Source organism: Timonella senegalensis JC301 (genome assembly GCF_000312125.1).
GTDB classification, from domain to species: Bacteria; Actinomycetota; Actinomycetes; order Actinomycetales; family Cellulomonadaceae; genus Timonella; species Timonella senegalensis.
This window is the reverse complement of sequence record NZ_HE978644.1, coordinates 101,127-121,832: the sequence shown is the minus strand read 5'-3', so window position 1 is coordinate 121,832 and position 20,706 is coordinate 101,127. Positions and strand designations below refer to the sequence as shown.

The window sequence follows — 20,706 nt, the reverse complement described above, 5'->3', positions numbered from 1 at the left end:
TCCCTTACCGCAGGGGCGAAAAGGGCTAGGTTGCGCGGCCGTAAACGGCGCGTGGTGGAGTCCGCTAAGCGCGGGCAGCGATCTCCACGTGCATGTTGTCTATAAGTCTAGTCGTGCCCACTCGAGCAGCGACGAGCGCAAGGGCTTTCCCCGCATAGTCGTTGGTGACGTCGGTGATGGTCTGCGGGTCTACGATCACGAGGTAGTCGAGGACGACCTGCGGCTGCTCGGCGAAGACTGCCACGGCCGCTTCCCTAGCCTCGGGACCGTTTGAGCCCTGTTCGGCGGCGTCGCGCGCCGCCTCAAGCGCCCTAGAAAGAGTCAGCGCGGTGACGCGCTCCTCCTCGCTCAGGTACGAGTTGCGAGACGACAGCGCGAGGCCGTCCTCCTGGCGCACGATGGGCACCGGGCGAATCTCAACGTCCAGGTTGAAGTCCTTGACCATGCGCTTAATGAGTAGGAGCTGCTGAGCGTCCTTCTCACCAAAGAACGCAAGCTGCGGGCGCACGAGGTGCATGAGTTTGTTGACCACGGTCAGCACGCCATCAAAGTGTCCGGGGCGGAATGATCCCTCAAGGATCGTGCCGAGGTGCCCCGAGGTGACGCGCACTAGTGGGTCGCCCCCTGGGTACATGTCCTCGCGTTCTGGTGCGAACACGATGTCTGCCCCGTGCTCGGCGAGCAGCGCGACGTCGGCGTCGAGCACGCGCGGGTATGCCTCGTAGTCCTCGCCCGGCCCGAACTGAAGTGGGTTCACAAAGACTGTCACTACAACCTGGCGGGCAGCGGCGCGCGCACGGTCGACGAGTTCCATGTGGCCTGCGTGCAGCGCGCCCATAGTCATGACCACTGCGCGGTGGGCGAGTCCACCCGCGGAATCGGTCCGCTCGGTGTGCTCAGTCTGCTCATCAAGTTCCGCGAGCAGTCGGTTCAGTTCTTCAACGGTGTGTGCGACGTGTGGCACGGTCAGCCGATCTTTCGTGTGAGGGTGGCCGCTGCTCTCCCGAGGGCAGTTCCCGGAGTCACTCGAACGAATCGAGGAGCTCCTGGGCCTGCTTTTCGGTGATGCGGCCGAGGTTCATCGCACGCACTGTAGCGGCCCGTCCGAGTGCCCGGTAGGACTCGACTATGTCGGTGGCCCGCTCGGAAACTGCGAAGGACTCAAGCTCCTGCACGTGCTTCTTAACAGTTCCAGAGTCCCCCCGAACAACCGGCCCCGTCAACGTGGCGATGGGGTCAGAAGTGCCATCCGCCCCCGCCAAGGCCCCCTCAAGCGCCGCATACAGCAGTGGCGAGATCGCCTGCCCAGGGTTTGGAATGCCCGCTTTTTCAAGCAGTTGTGCGGCTTGGGCCACCAAAACCACGAGGTGGTTTGCCCCGTGTGCGAGGGCCGCGTGATAAAGGCCACGCTGCGCGTCCTCGAGGACCACGGGCTCGCCACCGAGCTCAACCACGAGCGCCTGCCCGATGGGCAAAACCGGCGCGGGAGCGGTTACCGCAAAGGTAGCGCCCTCGATCCGTCCGAGGTCCAGAGAGGTTCCGGTGAAGGTCATCGCTGGGTGGATTGCAATGGGGATGGCGCCCTTAGCACGCGCAGGCGCCAGGACGTCGAGGCCGTGCGCACCCGAGGTGTGGACCACGATCTGGCCCGGCTGCCAGGCTCCGAGATCGGCAAGCCCCTGAACCACGGAGCCAATAACGTCGTCGGGGACCGTGACCAGAACCAGCTCCGCACGCTCCACGATCTGCTGCGGCTCGAGCACCGGCACGCCGGGCAACAGTGCATCAGCCCGATCGTGCGAGGCTTCCGAGAGCGCGGACACCCCGATGACCGCATGTCCTGCAGCCCGCAGCGCGCTTCCGAGGACTGCTCCGACCCTGCCGGCACCGATTATTCCGACGCCGAGGCGCCCTGGTTTGTTCTCTGTGTTGTTCACTATTCCGTGGGTTCGTTCGTGGGTTCGTTCGAAGTGTGAGTGGTACCTGCGCCGCGTAGATCCAGCTTAGAGTCGCCCTCTTCTGGAGCGGGAACTGCCGACGCCGCTCCCATGCCCGCGAGATCCTGCAGTTGCGGGTAGTTCTCACTGACGCGTTCCAGCCATTGTTCCGGCCCTGCGTGCACTCGCGCTTCGCGCGCCCGTGCCGCTTGGGCGACGAGGAGTTCGCGGACAGCTTCTTCGGACTGGTGTGGGATGAGCGGCCTAATGTTGCCAACCGTGGAGTGGGTGGTGAAGGTGGCAACCCTAAGCTTCCTCTGCCACGGTCCCTGCTGCGCGCCGATCGATTGAATGCGCGCGTGTGGCACCACCACGACCCGCTTGATGAGCCAGCCCGTACGAATAATGAGGGCATGCTCCGTGCTCACAAACCCATTGCGCGTGTAACTGAACCAGTCCAGCCACCGCGCCGAGCGGGGACTGACAGTAAATCCGCCGGCCGGCCCCACGCCGTTGAGCGCGTGGTCCAGCAGCTCGATCGGGTTGTCCGTGCCGAGGTCGGGCAGCACGAGCCACAGCGCATCGATCGCCTCGGTGTGCGTGCCCACGGGCAGCAACACGGCCTCGAGCGAGACGCTGTTGCCGTCGGTCTTGATGGCCTGGCCGGCCACGTTTACATCGACTCGCCACCAACCCGGCTTGCGCCACAGGAGCGACTGCCTCAGTTGGACGGCCTGAACCCTGCCCGGCGGGATTGTCTTGGCCCGGGTTTCGAGAAGTCCGTGACGCACGCGAATCCCGTCTGCCGAGATCGCACCAGTGAACCCGTACTCTCCCACGAACCTGTTCCAGGTCATCGGCACGAATGCGAGGAGCGCGGGCAGCAGACCCGCGGTGACCCCACCGTATCCGCCGATGAGGGAGCCGATCGCTACTGCAACAAGGATGACCGTCGCGATCGTGCCGCCGGACAACAACGCTCCGAGGATGATCCGCTTGGGCGGCACCGCAAACAGCACGCGTTCGCCCTGGTCAACCCTCTGATTTTCGACGATCCTGCCGCCAGTTTGGTCCATTACCCCACCCTGGGTGGACAGTGCGTTCACACCACCGGCCATGCCGGCCGCCCCAGCGTGCGCGGAGGCTTCATCGCGTTCGGCGGTCACGGCCCCGGAGGCTCGCGCGAGGAGTTCGGCGCGCAGTTTGTCCGCGTCTTCGTCCTTGAGGAAGCCAATCGAGACGTTACTCGTACCGCCTGCAGCGGACTGCACGGTGAGCTCCGCGAGCCCAAGGATTCGGGCAATGACGGGCCGTACGATGTCGATCGTTTGGATGCGGTCGAGCCGCACTTTTCGCTCCTGCCGGAAGAGGATTCCGCGCTTCATGTACACGGACTCGTAGTCGTACGCGTAGCTCATCCGGCGCCAGGACAGCCAGCCAAAGAAGATGACGCCTAGGCCGACCACGATCGCGATGCCGAGAAGGATCAGCAGGTCTTTAGACTCGACGCCTTCACTGTAGATTTCCGTTGGGTTGGTCTGGAGTGCTGCGATCGCGATGGCCACGATGACGATCCAGCCACGCACAAAGGGGGTCAGCCGGTGGAGCTTGTGCCAGGTGAGGCCGTCTGGGTCTTTGTTATCTGTTCCGCGTGCTTGCTTGTTCTGCCCCGCGAACTCACCGGCGGGTTCATGTGCAGGTAGCACCGGGTAGGGAGACGCCGCGGGGAACTGAGAGTCGTCGCTTGTACTCACCGTCACAGACCAGCCAATCGGGCTTCGCCGCGGCTTGCCAGTCGGTCACGAAGGCGCGCGGCCTCCTCAGGAACGAGGCCGGGGACCACGGCGTCCGTCTGGGGGGACGCAGTGTGCAGGGTGACCTTGGCAATCCCGAACTTTCGGTCCAGCGGACCTGCCTCGACGTCCACGAGCTGCATGCGGCCGTAAGGAACCACCACGATTGAGCGGAAGAGGATGCCCCGGCGAATCAGCAGGTCGTCCTCGCGTTCCGCGTATCCGATCTTTGGTACCTGGCGCCTGATGATTATGGCAATCCAGATGTACAGTCCCAGCACGGTGGCGAGGATCACGAACATCCACCAGGTTGGGAAGAACGCGGTCACGATGATTGCCGCAAGGATCGGTAGCGCCATGGTCAGGGTCCAGGTGAGGAGCCGCACCTTGGTAAGGCGAGGCGAGACCGTGTGCCATTCGATGCCCTCGGGGTCGAATACGAGATCCATGACGTCTTTCATGTGGAGTCCTTGTTCGGTGTGATGCAGCAAGTGGGTTGGCTAGTGGGCCAGCGCTGCTGATGAGACCAGGCGAACGTTGCTGTGTGAGCGGCGAAGTCTACGACTACGCAGTTTTTCTACGTGCCACACTAGCGCGATTCGGCCGCGAGTTTGTGCACCCAACTCGTGTGGGCTGGGCGATGGACAATCGGAGTTGCAGTGACGCCGAGGAGGTGAGCGAACAACTCGTCAGCGTCCTCGTGGTCAAGGGCCCGTATGGTGAGTGCTCCGACGTCCTGTGCGCCCAAGAGATCCACGTCCGCGAGTCCGAAGGAGCGGTCAAAGGGTCCCCGCGAGAGCGCGGTCTGCTGGACCTTTGCCAGCGGAATCACGGTCAGCTTGGTTGAGTATCGCCCTGCACGTGAGAACAGGACCCGGTCCGCAATGGTGAAGCCCTCGCGGCCCCACGCAATCGGGGAGACGAACCGCGCCCTGCGCGTTGTGCGGACGTCCGGCTCTGTGGCCCGAGTTGCCAGCCCGATGGCAGGTTCGAAAGCAGCCACTCCGGCCCGCTCGAGCACCTCCAAGAGCGCGCTGACCTCGGCCATCGTGGCCACCGGCAGCACGATCTGGGAGGCCGCGCCTTCATCTTCAGAGTCATCGTCGGAGCCATCGGAGCTGGTCACGGTTAGAAGCCGGACCTGCCACCACCCGACCCAGCGCCACACCATGGGCTGCTTGATCACGACCCAGTGCACAGATCCGAGGTTGATGGTGGAGGAGAAGTCCGAGATCAGGCCGCGTGAGATCGCGAGTCGCCCGTCCCCGACCCGCACCCGCGACATGTAGTTCTTGGACACCAGCTTGACCACGCCCACGACCGCGAGCGCCACCGCGATGACCCCCTTGAGGATTGTGGCCGCAGTGAATCCCGGTATGTCATCGGGGCCGATCAGCTGCACTCCGCGTAGCGCGAGCACCACCAGCACGGCCGCGGCGAGGAGGAGGAACGGCACGAGGAGAACCCACCGCCACGCGAGCGACACAAGTAGCCGCTGGGTCGGGAGTTCATAGATGAGTGGCGCAGAATCGTCGATAATCTGGGGTTTTGCTGGCGCCACAGGCGCCTGATTTTCTACCGTTCCCGCGGCTGGCTCTGCGGGCTCAGCCACGCTGGTGCTAGGTGTCGGGGCGCTCAGCAGCCGGGCGCGCAGGGCATTGGCGCGATCGAGGCGCAGGTACGACATTACGATTGGCTTGGAACCGGTCTCGCGCACCGTGAGGGACGCAAACCCGGTCAACTTGGCGAGCGTGGCACGCTCAATGTCCACGGCATCAACCGAAGCGAGCGCGATCTTGCGCGATTCCTTGTTGACCTTGCCTTCACGGCAGTGCAGGTAGGTGCCGTCGAGAGCGAACTCGGTTCGGCGCCACACAAACGTGGTGATAGCGAGGGTGAGTGCCGCAATGCCGACTGCGGCGGCAACAACCAACCACAGGACGGTGAAGTCGGTCGAGTCGCTCTCCAGTTCCCGCATGACGATGCGAGCGCCAAAGAACCCAACCAGCAGCAGCGCCCAGGCGGAGGACAGGAGCGGACTTGCGCCGTGGCAGCGGAACCAGTCGAGTTCTTGCGGCTCGCCCACGGGCTCAGGGGCCTGTGCTGCCTCGGGTTGAAACTGGTCGTTGGATGGATCGGTGTTCTGCACCTTTGTCACAGGGCGACCCTTCGGGCCTCGGCGTCCGCAAGGATCTCGTCCCGGAGCAGCTCCCCGCGGTTCTTGCTGAGTCCAGCAATCACGACCGTGCCGTCGTCAGAAGCGGTGACGAACTTGACCTTGACCAGGTCAAACTTGGCGTCGATCCAGCCTTCTTCGAGTTCCGTGGACTGGATACGGCCGTACGGCACCGCGGTGGTCGTGCGGTTGAGGGAGCCCTTGCGCACGAGCAGTTCATCCTCGCGGACCATGTAGCGGAAGTGTTTGACCTCGAGGTACTCAAGGGGCAGGGAGATCACGAACAGGGCGAGGACTGCGGCGGGAAAGAGCAGGAGCCAGGGCGTGTCCCAGATGAGGTACGGAATAGCGGTCAGCCCCACCAGGATCGGCGCCCAGATCGCCATGGTGATCAGCTTTGCCCGAAACCACAGGCGCGAGATCGTCGTCCACTCCCCCGGAACCAGGTCCGACGTTCTGTCCGTTGCTGCCGTGCTCACGTGCCATTCCCCCCTTACGCGCGGCCCACCGTGGGCCTTTTCCACCGTAATGGACCGCGCGTAACTGAGACATCAGCCTTTGGTCGAGGTGACCCTAGACTCAAGGATCTGAAGAATGTGCACGTAGGGGCGCTCGGTTGCTCGGGACATACCCATCTCGCAGGTTCGGTTGCCCGAGGCGTAGGCGGTGAACCTGCCGTCCGAGCCCAGGCCTTGGGCCTTGCGTGCTTCCTCGCGTTCCCTGATTTCGCGGGACTCTGCCTTAGTGGCCGAGGCGGTCAGTTCCGGGTGCAGCATTCCGCGGTCGCCGGCAAAAGCGCAGCAGCCCCAGTCGTCGGGGACAACAACGTCGTCTGCAACGGCCGCAGCCACGCTCTGCAAGTCGCCCACGATGCCCATGTGCACCATCGAGCAGGTCGGGTGCAGTGCAACCGACTCAAGCTTCTCGGTCACGTTCACGTTCGGGAGGATCTCCTCTCGGGCGAACGTGATCGCGTCTACAAAGCGCAGGGTCTTGAACTGCTCGGCACGGTCGCCCGTGAGCTTGTCACCCACGTCGAACAGGCCGTGTGTGCACGAGGCGGCATCGGAGATGATCGGGAGCAGGCCGCCCTTGGACGCCTTCCATACCGAGTCGAACACCATCTCGGACATCGTCCTCAGACCGTCCACGAGCCCCTTGGATTGCCACACGGTGGTGCAGCACAGCGAGTTGATGTCCTGCGGGATGTTAAGTCCCACGCCCGCAGAGGTGCATAGCGAGATGAGCGCCTCGTCGACGCCCTTGAGCAGCCCGTCCTCGCCGCGCTCCGGCGCAAACATCGCAGAAATGCACGAGGGGAAGAAGACTCCGCGCACGTTGGCGCCGCCCACGTGCCCCGTTGGGCGCTTCGAACCCGGACCGGGGAGGTCCTTGCCCGCGGCCGGAACGAGTTCCGTGGGCAGAACCTTGCGCAGGGCCTTGGTGGTCGCCACAACAGCCGGGTTGATGTGCTGTCCCACGCCGAGTCCGGCCCGCACTGCGACCCCGGCCTTGTCCCAGTTCTTGGCAGCGATATTGCCGGCGATCTGCGCAATGCGCGGCGCGCGCTCCGCACGCAGCGACTTCATGACCTTGCCCGTGTCGATCTTGACCGGGCACGAGGTCACGCACAGAGAGTCAGCGGCGCACAGGTCAATGGCCTCGTAGTTGAAGGCCTTTTCCAGTTCCGCCTTGAGGGCGGGGGTTGCGGCCTCCATCGTGCGCATGAGCGCGATGCGCTGGCGCGGGGTAACCGCCACATCCTTGGACGGGCAGGTGGGCTCGCAGTAGCCACACTCCACGCAGGCGTCCACCTTGGGCTGCACACCTGGCATGATCTTGATGTTTTCAACGTGTGCGCGCGGGTTGTCCTCGATGATCACACCCGGGTTGAGCATGTTCGAAGGGTCGCACAGACGCTTGAGTTCGCGCATGACCTCGTACAGTTCGTCACCGTACTGGCGGCGCACAAACGGGGCCATGACGCGGCCCGTTCCGTGCTCTGCCTTGAGCGACCCGTCGTTGTCCAGGATCAGGTCCACGAGTTCGTCGGTGAAGCGTTCAAAGGTGGCGAGTTCCGCAGGGTCGTCTAGGTGCGGGTTGATCATGAAGTGGACATTGCCGTCCTTGGCGTGGCCGAAGACCACTGCGTCGTCATATCCGTTCGCCGTGAAGATGGTGCCCAGCGATTCCACGGTGTTGCTCAGGGCGCCTACGGGAACCACGATGTCCTCGAGCAGCGGCGTGGTACCCACAGGGCGCGCTCCGGCAACGGTGGTGTAGAGGCCCTTGCGCACATGCCACAGTTCCGCGCGCTTGCGCGAATCGGAGGTGAACTCCACGGGCAGGTCGAGTGGAAGGGTCGACACGGTCTTAGCCATAACCTCGCCGGCCTGAGCGAGTGCCTCGGCGCTCATCTCTTGGAGTTCCACGAGCAGCGCCGTGTGGTCCTTGATGGCCAGGGTCGACAGCGGGTTGTCCGCCGCCACGTCCGGTTGGACCACCTGGAGCGAGCGCGCGTCCATGAGTTCAAGCGTCTTGGCACCAGAGGCGAGCAGTGCCTCGAGCGCGTCGGTTGCGTCAGTGACCCGCGGGAACACGAACAGTCCGGTGGCGATGTGTGGCGCCACGGGAACCGTGCGGAAGGTTGCCTGGGCGACAAACCCGAGCGTGCCCTCGGAACCGATCACGAGGTGCTCGAGGATCTTCACCGGCTCGTTGTGGTCGAGGAACGAGTTGATGCCGTACCCCATGGTGTTCTTCATGGAGAACAGGTGGCGGATGCGCTCGACCGAGTGAGGGTTGGACCTTACGCGATCCCGCAGTGCGATGAGCCCGGCAAACAGTTCCGGTTCCTTGGTGCGCAACTGGTCGTTGGCGTCAGGGGCGCCCGTGTCGAGGACCGTGCCGCTGGGCAGCACGAGGACCATGGATTCCAGGGTCTGGTAGGTGTTGAACTCGGTTCCGCAGGCCATGCCCGACGAGTTGTTGGCAACCACACCACCCACTGTGCAGGCGATCTCGGATGCGGGGTCCGGCCCGAGCTTGCGGCCAAACCGGTGAAGGCGCGCGTTGACCGAGCGGATGGTGGCTCCCGGTCCGGCGATGACCCGCTCGCCCGACTCCACGATGTCCACGCGGCGGAAGTTCTGGCGCACATCAATGAGGATTCCGTCGCCGCCAGCCTGACCGGACAGGGACGTTCCCCCGGAGCGGAGCGTGACGGGAAGGCCGTTCGCTCGGGCTGCGGCGAACGCCTCTGCCACGTCCTGTGCACTACGAGCGGTGACCACAGCCTTGGGGGTGAGGAGAAAGTGGGACGCGTCGTGGGCGCGGGCCATCAGGTCCAGCGGCTCGGTGGACACGACGTCCGGCGCGAGTTTCGCCCGGAGTTCTGCAACCGCTGCCTGGGCCTCGGCCGAGGTGGCAGGGAGATCGATCAACTGTGAGTGAGCCATGATGTTCCTTTGTGTTGGCCGCCCGAGGTGGCTTGCCGGGTGAAGCGACGTGTCTGTGGTGTGCGAGTTACTTGCGTGGAGACTTTTGCTTGGTTATGTGCCTGCTCCGCACCGCGTTGCGCGTGGTTTCGAGCGCCTCGATGCTCTGGGAGTAGTTGCTCTGGGCAACCCCCACGAACAGGCAGTCCACGACGGTGAGCTGGGCGAGCCGGCTTCCGGTGGCGCCGGCTCGGAACGGCGTTTCCCGTGCGGCTGTGGTCAGAACGTGGTCGGCGATCTCGGCAAGCGGGGACCTTGGAGAGTTCGTGATCGCAACCACTGTGGCCCCGTTCTCGCGGGCCCGTGCGAGCATTTCGATCGTGTCCGTGGTGGTTCCGGAGTGCGAGATTCCGATGACCACGGACTTTTCGGTCAGCAAGGAGGCGGAGGCGAGCGCCTGGTGGATGTCGGACAACGCGAACGAGATGAGGCCGATCCGGTGCAACTTCTGCTGGAGGTCTAGGCCAACTATTCCGGAGGCGCCCACGCCGTAGATGTCGATCCGGTCGGCCACGAGGATGCGCTCAACCACCGCGGCAAGTTCTGGGATGGACAGTGCCTGGGCTGTGTCGATCACGGAGCGCGCGTCGGTGTACGCGATCTTCTCCACCACCGAGGCAAGGTCGTCCCCGTCGGAGATATCCCCCGATGCCTCGGCCTTGGCGTCCTCGAGCGAGCGGCTGCCGACCTCGGTGGCGAGCGCGACGCGTAACTGCGCGTATCCGCGCACGCCGAGTTCCCTGCAGAACCGGACCACGGTGGTCTCCGAGGTGTGGCACTGGTTGGCCAGATCGGAAATGGTCATCGAGGCGACGCGCTCGGAGTTTTCAACAATGAACTCGCCCACGCGCCGCATGGCTGGCTGGAGGTGTCCTAGGATGCCGCGGATTTGGACTGTGATGGGGGCCTGAACCTCGGGTAGTGGTAGGCCGACGCGTTTTGTCATGTAAGTAATTTACCTTCGCGTGGGGAGTGCTGCGGGAGAAGCGCTAGGTGTCAGTTGGAAAGGGTGGCCGTCATGACCGAGAACCTGCGGGTAACACTGAACCCGGTTGCGCAGTACAGGTGCCCCGCCGGGGAGTTCTCGTCCGTCCACAGGAACCATGCGTTGTGGGCTCCGCTGGCCCGCATATGTTCGAGGGTCAGGTGTAAAAGCACCTTGCCCAACCCAGTGCCGCGCTGGTCGTCTCGGACGCCAAAGGGCCCGAATCTCTCCGTCATGCCTTCATACGTCCCGTGCATCGCCCAGCCTACGAGTGGTCCTTCCGGCGTGCGGGCAATCGTGATGGCGTCGATTCCCAGTCCGCCTGTCAGGGCCTCACGGATGCCCCGCGCCCAGTCCGGGTTGAAGGAATCTCCCGCAAGCGAGATCAGTTCGGGTACGTCCTGGTCTATTGCCGCCCGGAGTTCGTAGCCCCGGCCACGAAGGTCCTGGATGTGCTGCGCAATGTGCTCTGGCATCCGATAGTCGACCAGTAGCCGGTCCATAGCGACCGCCTCGTACTGCACGGTGAATCCTAGGGCAGTCAGCCACGCAAACGCAGCGGGGTAGGCCTCGCGGTCGAGTCCGGGCACGATATAGTTCGGGGTATACGAGGAGAAGTGCACCCTGTTGACGCCCCGCTCGGAGAACCAGAGGCGCGCCGCCTCGAACAGCTTGGTTCCGATGCCCGCCCGCTGCTGCTCGGGGTGGACCGCAAAGAACGGGATCCATCCGGTCCCCGCTTGGAGGTCCGAGCCAAAGTGTGCGGTGAGTCGGCGCACACCGTAGAGCGCGCCGACCACCTCACCGTTTACCTCCGCAACCTGCAAGCCGGACGCATCAAAGTTTGGATCAGCCAGGATCAGGTTGCGAAAACGAGCAGCCGTGATGGGGTCCGCGTGATTCGCGGCGTTCCATACTGCGACCACGGGGAGCAGGTCGGCGCCGGTAAAGCTGCGGATGGTTGCCTTCACGTCCGTTTCCCTTCTCGATCCGGTGGTTGGTGATCCGTGTGTATTTCTGGTTACTACCTGTCCCTTAGTACAGGAGCTGTGCGTCCCGTGGATGGGTGGTTACGAGCGGCAGATCTCCTCCGCGTCCGCCTGCGTCGATCGTGGTACGCAGGGAATCGCTTCCCCAGAGCAGATCGATGAACGGGATGGTGTTCGAGAGCGACTCAGCCGACCGCTCCGGGAGGCGCCACGCAAAGCCGTCCGGGTACAGTTCCTTGGCCGCGTCGATCATGGCAACGGCTGTGGCCACTGGTGCGAACGAGTTGGTGTCGAGGATGTGCAGCTGAACTCCGGCTACGACCTCGCCTGCGAACTTGTGGAAGGTCGGGTTGAACCAGGCCTCGCGGAAGCGCACGCCCGGCAGCTCGAGCGCGTTGAGCGTCTCCACGTAGCGACTGTCGACCCACGGAGCGCCAATGAGCTCGAACGGCCGCGTGGTGCCTCGTCCCTCCGACATGAGTGTTCCTTCGAACAGTCCCGTACCCACGTAGGCGAGTGCCGAGTCGGGGGTTGGCATGTTCGGGGAGGGCATGACCCAAGGCAGTCCGGTGTCGGCCCAGAGCATCTCGCGGTCCCAGCCGATCATCTCGATGACCCTGAGGTTCGCCTCGGGCAGTCCCGCGGCGGTGTCCCGGCGCGCAACCATGTCCAACAATTCGCCCACGGTCAGACCGTGACGGGTGGCCACGTCAACGCGGCCCACAAAGCTGGAAAACCCTGATTCGTCGAGCGCGGGCCCTTCGACCTTGACGCCGCCGAGCGGGTTGGGGCGGTCGAGGACGACCACGTCGATACCCAGGCGCGCCGCGGAGCGCATGCAGTCCACGAACGTCCACACGTAGGTGTAGAACCGAACGCCGAGGTCCTGCATGTCGAACACGAGCACGTCCACGTCCGCAGCCGCGATGATCGCGTCGAGCTCGGCACCCTCCTTGAGGTAGGTGTCGTAAACGGGAAGTCCTGTCTCTGGGTCCGCCTCCGACTCTTCAGAGAAGCCCGCCTGTGCGGTTCCTCGAGTGCCGTGCTCCGGACCGAAAATCGCCACGAGTGGCGCACCCGCCTTGTGCAGCGCGGTCGCGGTCAGTTCGAGGCTGCTGGTCACGCCGGTGTAGTTAGTGACGATCCCCCAGCGCTTGTGTTCGAGGAGGGCTGGATTTTCGACGATTCGATCGGCGCCCGTAATGACGGCCATGGTAAGGAGACTCCCTTGTCGTATTGGTTTCGCGCGATGGGTGTGGACCCTGCGCGGGTGGTCGGTGGTGGTGCCTTCAGCCCCAAACGATGGGGAGCCACGGGCCCCACGCACGAGGCGCGGCCAGCGTGCTGACCGCGCCCACTGCTTTAGTTCTTGAGTGGCCCCAGGCGTGCTGGCCAGCGGACAGCTCCGGCCTCGTCCACTAGGTCGACTGGAAGCGAACCTGTAACCTCGGCTCCGCCAGAGAGCACCTCGATGACGCTGCGCGTGGCGGGTTCAAGGTCCGAGAACATGAGGAGCATTGGTACCTCAGCCCCGACTACGCCCGAGTCCGACGGGTTGCGGGAGGCAATAACGCAGGCTTGAGCTCCCTCGTTAGCGGCAAGAGCCAGCAGGTCAGTCAGGTTGGCTTTCTGCTCCGGCTCACGCCACGCATCGCGGGTCACCACGATGATCGCGTCCGAACCCGCGGCAGCTGTCACGGCGTCCTCGTCACCGAACACGCGGCGGGTCACGCCAAAGCCGCGCTCCCCCAGCGCCTCGCCGACGATTCCGGCAACGTCCACGCCGCGTCCGATAGCGTCAACGGCGTGGCCGATGATGAAGATTCGCGCGCCCGCATCTACGGAACCGGTGGTCCACGTGACGGACGGGTCGCGCCAGGTCAGTGACTCGTCGGCAATCTGACGGGCCCGTGCCACGTTAGCGGGTGACGCGAGGGAGGACAATGGCTCCGCAGGAGCCGCTGCGCTCATACGTGCAAGCTTGAGCTTGAGGGTCAGGATTCGGCGGGCGGAGGCGATCAGCTCGCCGCGGTCGAGCTCGCCGCGCTGAAGCGCTGCGATGACGTAGTCGATCGCGGCCTCGGGCTCGCCCGGCATAAGCAGCTGGTCCACGCCCGCGGCGAGGGCTGCAACGCAACCCGCGCCCGTGCCCTCTGGGTGGCTCGCGCCGCCCATTTCGAGCGCGTCGGTGACGATGACGCCGTCAAAACCGAGGCCCTCGCGCAGTTCGCCGGTGACGACCTTGCGGGAGAACGTGGCGGGGTTGTCGGGGTCAACGTCGTCGAACACGAGGTGTCCGATCATGACTGAATCAGCCCCAGCAGCCAGTCCTGCCTCGAACGCGGCACGTTCCTGTGTGGCCCATTCCGCCTTACTCATGGTCAGGTGAGGCAATCCGAGGTGTGAGTCCACCACCGTGGTGCCGTGGCCCGGGAAGTGCTTGAGCGTTGATGCGACTCCGCCTTCCGCCATTCCCTTAAGGACCTCGGTCAGTTGGGCTTGCACCGCGGCGATATCGGCCCCAGGGGACCGTACCCCGATCACAGGGTTGGTGGGCTCGGTGTTCATGTCTGCGTTCGGCGCGAACGCGTGCAGAATACCGACACTTGCGAGTTCCTTCGCGCTGATGCGCCCAGCATCTCTCCAGTTGCGTGGAGAGCGGGTGGCCGCGAGCGCCATGGCGGAAGGAAGTCGAGTGAATCCCTGCTTGAGTCGGGCTACGGTTCCGTTCTCCTGATCGGTGGAGATCAGGAGTGGGACCTGCGCGGCAGCTTGTGCCGCTTGTGTGAGCGCCGCAATCTCGGCGGGGGTGTCCCCCGCGAGATTCACTGGAAAGTAGCAGACGCCCCCGAGGTGGCGGGACTCGATCAGTGCGATGATCGTATGGGCCGCCGAGTTGTTACTGTCCTTTTCATCGGCCGCGATTCCTACTGTGGAGTGGCGTCCGATTGCCAGGGAGAAAAGTTGCCCTACAAGGTGTGCGTCGTCCCATTGATCGAGGGTCGCTAGCGCTCCCTCAAGATTTTCGACGATCGTGGCAGGGTTGTGTGCGGCCGTGCCGTGCGCGGCTGGTGACGTCTCCATGAGAGCCATTCTCCCGGTCTTGTGCGAGGTGGGTGGTGCGGCGCCGCGGTCAGAGTGTGTTGTATCTCGCGCGTGGTGCCAGTTTTCATCCATGCAACATTCTTTGTAATATATTTACATAGTGGCGCTCGTTAGTGCAAACTAGATGCCAAAGACAGCGCCAGCATCCCACCACAGGAGATAACCTTGGGCACCCCACACGCCGATCCAGCCGAACTCGACCTCAGCACGTTCACCACGGAAGCCGTGGACCCGCGTTACGCGAACCTGGACCAGATGAGTGTTCTCGAGGTCGCCACCGCGATGAACGAGGCTGAAATGGAAGTTCCTCGTGCAGTAAACCGCGCGCTTCCCGAAATCTCGGCGGCTATCACCGCAATCGTTGGCCAGTTGGGCAACGGCGGCCGCATGTTCTACGTGGGTGCAGGAACCCCAGGCCGCCTCGGCATCCTCGACGCGTCCGAGTGCCCTCCCACGTTCTCCACCGACCCCGAGATGGTTCAAGGAATCATCGCAGGCGGACCTTCCGCAATCATTAACGCAGTAGAAGGCGCGGAGGACGACTACGACGCCGGCCGCGGACTTATCGAGAAGTACTCGATCACCGCGGGCGACGTGGTCGTAGGTGTCACAGCCTCAGGCCGCACCCCGTTTGTCATCGGAGCAGTAGACGCAGCCCGCGAGCTCGGCGCCGTAACCGTGGGTGTCTCATCCAACGCCAACGCGGAGCTCTCCGTTGCCGCACAGTTCCCCATCGAGGTCGTCGTAGGCCCGGAGATCGTGTCTGGCTCGACCCGCCTCAAGGCCGGATCCGCCCAAAAGCAGGTCCTCAACATGCTCTCCACGGTCACCATGGTCCAGCTGGGTAAGACCTACGGAAACCTCATGGTCGATGTCTCGACCACGAACGCCAAGCTCCGCGTGCGCGCACGTAACCTGGTACAGCGCGTGACCGGAGCCTCCGAAGAGGTAGCCAGCGAGGCCCTTGCCCGCGGCGAAGGCCACGTCAAGATCGCCTCGGTCATGATTCTTCGTTCCGTAGATGCCCAGGAGGCCAAGGCTCTCCTCGCCGAAGCACACGGAAACCTGCGCGCAGTTCTCGAGGCGTAAGTCTGCACGGGGCGCTCTACGCCCGCTAAACCACGGGAGTCTAGTTGGCGCGCGCACGTTCAACTGGACTCCCGTTGCTTTGACCCCGCCAGCACTCAACTATCATTGCTGGCAGTACTCCCCACAGCGCACTAAGGCGGTTGTTTCATGGCATTTTTCGTAGGCGCCGACATCGGCGGTACGTCCACGAAAATCGCAATTGTCGACGATTCTGGCGCGCTGCGCAGTTATGTCACGGGCCCGGGTGGCAACTTCCGAACCGCGCCCGGCGAGGCCTTCGCCAACATCTCCGGCACGCTTGCTCGAGCGCTAGAAAACCTGGACGCCGGTTCAGTGCAGGCCGGGCACTTTGGCGTGGCTGGCGCGGGGGCCGCACGCTACGAAGAAATCAACAGGGCGTGTCAGGAACTATGGAGCTCACAGGTCCCGGGCGCGCGCCTCTCCTTGTCGAGCGACCTCGAGATTGCCTACTCCGCAGCATCCAAAAACGATGGCTTCCTGCTGCTTGCCGGAACGGGAGCCGTGGGCTGTGCGTTCACCCAGGGCAAGCTCATAGGCCGCAGCGACGGCATGGGCTGGATCCTCGGTGATGTAGGCGCGGGCCTCTGGCTCGGCCGCATGGGGCTTGAGGCAGCGGCGAAGGCACTTGACTACCGCGGACCGCACACGAGCCTGGCTGACTCGGTGCTCGCGCACTACTCAATCGATCCCAACTCGCTAGATGTTCGTCAGGAACTGATCTCGCACGTGTACGACTTGGCACCTACCAAGTACGGAGAGATCGCGCCGCTCGTCACTGCAGCCGCTGTCGCCGGGGACGCAGTGGCCTTGGGCATCGTCGAGTCGGGGGCAGACGCACTGGTCACTGCGCTGAGCGGGGCTGCGCGGGACGCTTTGGTTCGGGATCCAGGCTCTGGCTTTGCCCCGGTTGACCTCGTGCTCGCCGGGACACTCCTGTCCACACCGACCGTGATCAAGGAGAAGGTTCTCGAGCGCATCGCAGCGGACCCTGCGCTCGCGCGACTCACCTTCGTGGAACCCCAAGCTCCCATCTGCGGCTCGCTTGACCGCGCTGCTGCGCTCGTCGGGTTCACTCTGCCTGCGCTGAGCGACGCGGGTTCGCTGTAGTTAGGGCGCAAAGTCAAGGAGCCGCGTCACTACAGTGGGGCGGCTCCTTGACTTTAATTATGCTGGCTGCGCGTTCGAGGCTTCCTTCTTGGGCTCCTCAGGCGGAATCTGGCAGTTGCGCTCAGCAATCATCGCGCACACGGTGAGGATCACGGCTGCACCCGCCGTAATGCCGCCCCACAGCGCCTTGGACGCCTGGGACTCGATTCCCACGTTCTCCAGTGCTATCAGGACGTAGGCTGCGAACCAGCCAAAGAACACCGCACCGGTGACCGAGCTGGCCTTGGCCAACACAGCGATGCGCGCGGCAGAGAGCCCGTTAAGCTTTGGCCTTTTTTCCGTTCAGGTAAGCCCGCACCACAAGCCCACCCCAGGTAATCAGCCCCGCAGCAACGATGAGCGCGATCACGGTGGCGAGGTTGGCGTGGGGCATGTGGATGCCTTGTCGGAGCAGAAGGCGCTGCAAGCCCCAGCCCCCCGCGGCCGTGAGGACCGCGATCATGAGGATCTGCGATGTGGTGGTTCTCGTCATGAAGGTTCCCGAGCCCGGCCCTTAGTTGGGCAACCAGTCGAGGGCGAGCCAGCGGACGCCCTCACGGTCGGGGGCAGTTGCAGCGAGCGCGCTCACCGGACCACCGCCGAGACCAGGGAGGAATGCCTCAGGGTCAGCTTGGTCCCACGGCACAAGAACAAACGCGCGCTCGTTCGCACGGGGGTGCGGGATCGAGAGGTCGTCAGTCTCTGCTACGAGGGTGCCGTAGATGATGATGTCGATGTCGAGCGTGCGAGGACCCCAGCGCACCTCACGCGTACGGTGGTGTGCCTTCTCAATGGCTTGGGTTGCACGAAGCAGTTCCCGCGGCGACAGCGTGGTCTCCGCGATGACGACCGAGTTCAGGTAGTCCTGCTGCTCGGGGCCACCCACCGCTGCCGTACGAGCCAGAGGCCCAACAGCAGTCACCGTGAGACCAAGAGTCTCGCGCAGGCCGTTCACAGCGTCGCTCAGAGTCTTCTGCGCATCGCCCATGTTCGCGCCGATCGCCAGGACAACCTTGACCGGCTGCTCCGGGGTCTCGTCCATCTGATCGTGCATGGCAAACACGTTTGACTCGACTGCTCCAGATTCGTTGCTAAGGAGCGGCGCGGTCGAAACGGGCTGCGGCTTGGGGCGCTGAACCGGTTCAAAAATCGCAGTGCCACCCCGGACAAGGTCGGCGCTGTCGGGCTGTGGGTCTGCTACTGGGATGATCTGGGTGTTTGCACTCTCCAATGGATCTGCGGGTGCTGGCTCGTCAGTCGCGCGGGCTTCGGCTATGGCATCTGGTCCCGGTAGTTCTAGGTTCTCGCTCGATGCAGATACTGGCGACTGGGCGCTGGCCGTTGATGAGCCGTCCGGCGTCCGCGTAGGGATTGCCGGGGACTGGGCGTAGTCGAGTGCCGGCGCGTACACCTCGTCGGCGGTTGGCTCGGCGTCAGGCGCAGTCACGGGCTCAAACTCGTGCACGTAGTCGTCGGGAGTCTGCGCAACAGGAGCCGGTTCCGACGAAGCACTTGCCGGCGATACGGACCGGGTTGGGATGTGGACCGGCTGCGCGCTTTCACCCTCAAAGAATGGCTTAGGCAGTGGCGCATCCGCGCCGTCGACGGGCGTAGTGAACAGAGGCTTGGACAGGTCAAGCGGTTCGTTGGGGTCACCGCCCAAAAGTTCCGAGAGCGTTGGGGCTGAGCGCACCACTTCCGGCGCCTCGTTGTTCCAGAACTCGCTTGCACCGTACGCATAGTGTGGCTGCGCAGCAAGTTGCGGCTCGGTCTCCACCGGGGCGCCCTCTTCAGCGCCAATGAACTGAGGGGCGTACGGCTCGTCGACGACCGGCGCCGACTCGGGTTCTGCTGAGTCCGCGAATGGCTGGGGCTCAGGTTCTACGAGGTCTTGGGTAGCAGGTTCGTGTGCAGCGCTTTCCTGTGCCAGCTCTGCAACGCTGACCGCGTCCACCCCAGATTCTGGCTCCGCGGCTGGTTCTGGCTCCGCAGCTGGTTCTGGCTCCGCGGCTGGTTCTGGCTCCGCACTCGGTTCAGACACCATCTCAAACTCAGCCTCGAGCCCAGGCTCGACATCGACTACAGGTGCATCCTCAGCATCCGGCAGTACATCAAGCTCGGGCGCATTCTCCGACTCAGCATCCAGCTCGATCTCTGCCTCTGCGTCCGGCACAAGATCGGCTTCGGACTCAATCCCGGTCGCATCCTCGAGATCTTGCTCAGACTCGAGTTCAGGCTCGGCTACGACGGGCTGACCTAGACCACCCTCCGACTCAGCACTATCCGCGGCTTCCTCCCAGACGGGTGCTGCCTCTAGGCTGACCTCGACGGCAGGCACCTCTGTGACCTCCGGCGCCACCTCGGGTACCTCGAGCGCCACAGGCACCACTACTGGCATCGCGTCAGCAGACTCTTCCTCCACGGCAACCTCAGGCGACCCTAGTTCCTCGGACTGCTCCATCGCAGCCGGGCTAAAGATCTCTGCGTCCGCGGGAGCAGCGTCCGCATCCCGGTGTGGGTCGGCGAACTCCGAGTCAACATCGGACCACGACGGCAGGGTTTCCACGGCTGCCGCGCCGATCTCTACAAACGGGCGGGATACGCGTGGCGGGTTTGAACGGGAACGGTGGATCGTCACGTCCACGGATCCGAATGGTACGGGGATGGGCGCAGATGGCTTGTGGAGGGTGACGTCAACTCCCTGCACTGCCTCGTACTCCATGACGATCGCTGCGATGCGTTCAGCGACAGTCTCGATGAGGTTGACCGCGGGGCCGGTGATAACCGAGACCACTGCCTCTGCAACGTGCGCGTAGTTGATGGTCTGGTTCAGATCGTCGTTCTCAGCGGCGCCACCCAGGTCAACGTACAGCGTCAGGTCGGCGGAGAACTCCTGCCCCTGGCGGCGTTCCGATTGGAGAACGCCGTGGTAGCCCACTGCACTCACGGAGGTGATCCGGATGGTGTCTAGTTGAGCAACGTCCTGCCTGCTACCAACCGAGGTCATCGTTAGAGCCTTTCATCAAACTGCGTGGTGCATCCTCGCACCGGCAAAGGGGTTCTTTGCGGTGCAATCCTATCGGTTCAAAATGCTAGAGGACTAGCCCGGACGGACCACCGTCAAAAGGGGCGGTTCCGGTCACAAACACCGATTCCAGCATGGGCATTTCAACCCATGCCGCCCTTAGGCTCCGGTGCCCGCAGCTTTCCAAGCCTGCGCCACCTTGGCGGCGTCGGCGGACTCCTTGACGTTGTGCACGCGCACCGCCCATGCGCCGCTCAGTGTCGAGAGCGCTGTGATCGCTGCCGTGGCATGGTCGCGAGCTGTTGGCGGTACGGGCTCGTGGTCCGCGCCCGCGAGCAGGTGCCCGAGGAAGCGCTTGCGCGAGGCCCCAACCAGAAGAGGGAATCCGAGAGCCGCAAGGTCGGCGGTGTGCGCCAACAGCGGCCAGTTGCTTTCCCCGGACTTTGAGAACCCGAGTCCCGGGTCGAGAACGATCTGGGACCGCGAGACGCCGGCTTGGAGGAGATACTCCACGCGCTCGAGCAACTCGCGCTTCACGTCCACGTAGACGTCGTCGTACTCTTCAAGCGAGTCCATGACATCCGCGTGTCCGCGCCAGTGCATGGCAATAAACACCGCGCCCGTTTCTGCAGCAACCGTGACCATTTCCTCGTCAGCCAAGCCGCCGGAGACGTCATTGATAATGTGTGCTCCGGCCGCAACAGCGGCCCGTGCAACGACAGCCCGAGTGGTATCCACGGATAGCACGGCGCCGGTCGGAGCGAGAGCCTCGATGACAGGGATGACCCTGCGCAGTTCCTCTTCCTCGTCCACTCGAGGAGCGCCTGGGCGAGTGGACTCACCACCGATGTCGAGGATGTCAGCACCCTGCTCGAGGAGCTCGTGCGCGTGCGCTACTGCAGCCTCATGCGAAAACCAGTTACCCCCATCCGAAAATGAATCG

General features: G+C 64.0%; 17 protein-coding genes. 2 read left to right on the top strand and 15 right to left on the bottom strand.

Going from position 1 to position 20,706, the window contains the following annotated elements; all coding sequences use genetic code 11:
• Positions 1-64: 64 nt before the first annotated feature.
• The 11 genes from panC to HGSM_RS11220 form a co-directional block, all read right to left on the bottom strand.
• Positions 65-970 carry a pantoate--beta-alanine ligase gene (gene panC, locus HGSM_RS11270; RefSeq protein ID WP_081581453.1) on the bottom strand — a complete coding sequence of 302 codons (906 nt, stop codon included), beginning with the start codon at positions 968-970 and terminating at the stop codon, positions 65-67.
• Positions 971-1,022: 52 nt separating this feature from the next.
• Entirely contained in the window at positions 1,023-1,940 is a 918-nt protein-coding gene (locus tag HGSM_RS11265) for a Rossmann-like and DUF2520 domain-containing protein (RefSeq protein WP_051009852.1), read from the bottom strand.
• On the bottom strand, positions 1,937-3,691 hold the full coding sequence (locus HGSM_RS11260) for a PH domain-containing protein (RefSeq protein WP_154646337.1): 1,755 nt from the start codon (positions 3,689-3,691) through the stop codon (positions 1,937-1,939). Before HGSM_RS11260 ends, HGSM_RS11265 begins: the two co-directional genes overlap by 4 nt.
• 2 nt (positions 3,692-3,693) lie before the next feature.
• Positions 3,694-4,191 (bottom strand): PH domain-containing protein, encoded by a 498-nt coding sequence (locus HGSM_RS11255; protein ID WP_019148868.1) that lies wholly within the window; start codon positions 4,189-4,191, stop codon positions 3,694-3,696.
• A gap of 128 nt (positions 4,192-4,319) precedes the next feature.
• Positions 4,320-5,888: a PH domain-containing protein gene (locus HGSM_RS11250; RefSeq protein ID WP_019148867.1), complete on the bottom strand. Its 1,569-nt coding sequence runs from the start codon at positions 5,886-5,888 to the stop codon at positions 4,320-4,322.
• The gene (locus HGSM_RS11245; protein WP_019148866.1) at positions 5,885-6,385 is read right to left on the bottom strand and encodes a PH domain-containing protein; all 501 of its coding nucleotides are present in this window, start codon (positions 6,383-6,385) and stop codon (positions 5,885-5,887) included. The genes HGSM_RS11250 and HGSM_RS11245 overlap by 4 nt, the downstream gene beginning before the upstream one ends.
• A 72-nt stretch (positions 6,386-6,457) precedes the next feature.
• Positions 6,458-9,364 carry an FAD-binding and (Fe-S)-binding domain-containing protein gene (locus tag HGSM_RS11240; protein ID WP_019148865.1) on the bottom strand — a complete coding sequence of 969 codons (2,907 nt, stop codon included), beginning with the start codon at positions 9,362-9,364 and terminating at the stop codon, positions 6,458-6,460.
• A gap of 67 nt (positions 9,365-9,431) precedes the next feature.
• Positions 9,432-10,349 carry a MurR/RpiR family transcriptional regulator gene (locus HGSM_RS11235; protein WP_019148864.1) on the bottom strand — a complete coding sequence of 306 codons (918 nt, stop codon included), beginning with the start codon at positions 10,347-10,349 and terminating at the stop codon, positions 9,432-9,434.
• A 50-nt stretch (positions 10,350-10,399) separates the two neighbouring features.
• Positions 10,400-11,359 (bottom strand): GNAT family N-acetyltransferase, encoded by a 960-nt coding sequence (locus HGSM_RS11230; protein WP_019148863.1) that lies wholly within the window; start codon positions 11,357-11,359, stop codon positions 10,400-10,402.
• 64 nt (positions 11,360-11,423) lie between these two features.
• Positions 11,424-12,590, bottom strand: a complete 1,167-nt coding sequence (locus HGSM_RS11225) for an exo-beta-N-acetylmuramidase NamZ family protein (protein WP_019148862.1) — start codon at positions 12,588-12,590, stop codon at positions 11,424-11,426.
• A 149-nt stretch (positions 12,591-12,739) separates the two neighbouring features.
• Positions 12,740-14,461, bottom strand: coding sequence for a glycoside hydrolase family 3 protein (locus HGSM_RS11220; RefSeq protein ID WP_195891382.1), 1,722 nt, complete (start codon positions 14,459-14,461; stop codon positions 12,740-12,742).
• A 186-nt stretch (positions 14,462-14,647) separates the two neighbouring features.
• Here HGSM_RS11220 and murQ point away from each other — a divergent pair, with 186 nt between their 5' ends.
• Together murQ and HGSM_RS13870 are read left to right on the top strand one after the other, a co-directional pair.
• Entirely contained in the window at positions 14,648-15,571 is a 924-nt protein-coding gene (gene murQ, locus HGSM_RS11215; protein ID WP_019148860.1) for an N-acetylmuramic acid 6-phosphate etherase, read from the top strand.
• Positions 15,572-15,718: 147 nt separating this feature from the next.
• A complete protein-coding gene (locus tag HGSM_RS13870; RefSeq protein WP_019148859.1) occupies positions 15,719-16,699 on the top strand; it encodes an N-acetylglucosamine kinase in 981 nt (326 codons plus the stop codon).
• A gap of 57 nt (positions 16,700-16,756) precedes the next feature.
• Here the strand turns inward: HGSM_RS13870 and HGSM_RS11205 are convergent, their stop codons facing one another.
• From HGSM_RS11205 to folP, 4 genes are all read right to left on the bottom strand, one after another.
• A complete protein-coding gene (locus HGSM_RS11205; RefSeq protein ID WP_230197541.1) occupies positions 16,757-16,990 on the bottom strand; it encodes a DUF3180 domain-containing protein in 234 nt (77 codons plus the stop codon).
• 28 nt (positions 16,991-17,018) lie between these two features.
• On the bottom strand, positions 17,019-17,231 hold the full coding sequence (locus tag HGSM_RS11200; protein WP_019148857.1) for a hypothetical protein: 213 nt from the start codon (positions 17,229-17,231) through the stop codon (positions 17,019-17,021).
• Positions 17,232-17,252: 21 nt separating this feature from the next.
• Positions 17,253-19,745 (bottom strand): 2-amino-4-hydroxy-6-hydroxymethyldihydropteridine diphosphokinase, encoded by a 2,493-nt coding sequence (folK, locus tag HGSM_RS14195; protein ID WP_019148856.1) that lies wholly within the window; start codon positions 19,743-19,745, stop codon positions 17,253-17,255.
• Between the two features lie 177 nt (positions 19,746-19,922).
• Positions 19,923-20,706, bottom strand: a 784-nt coding sequence (gene folP, locus HGSM_RS11190) for a dihydropteroate synthase (RefSeq protein ID WP_019148855.1), incomplete at its 5' end; no start/stop codon positions are given.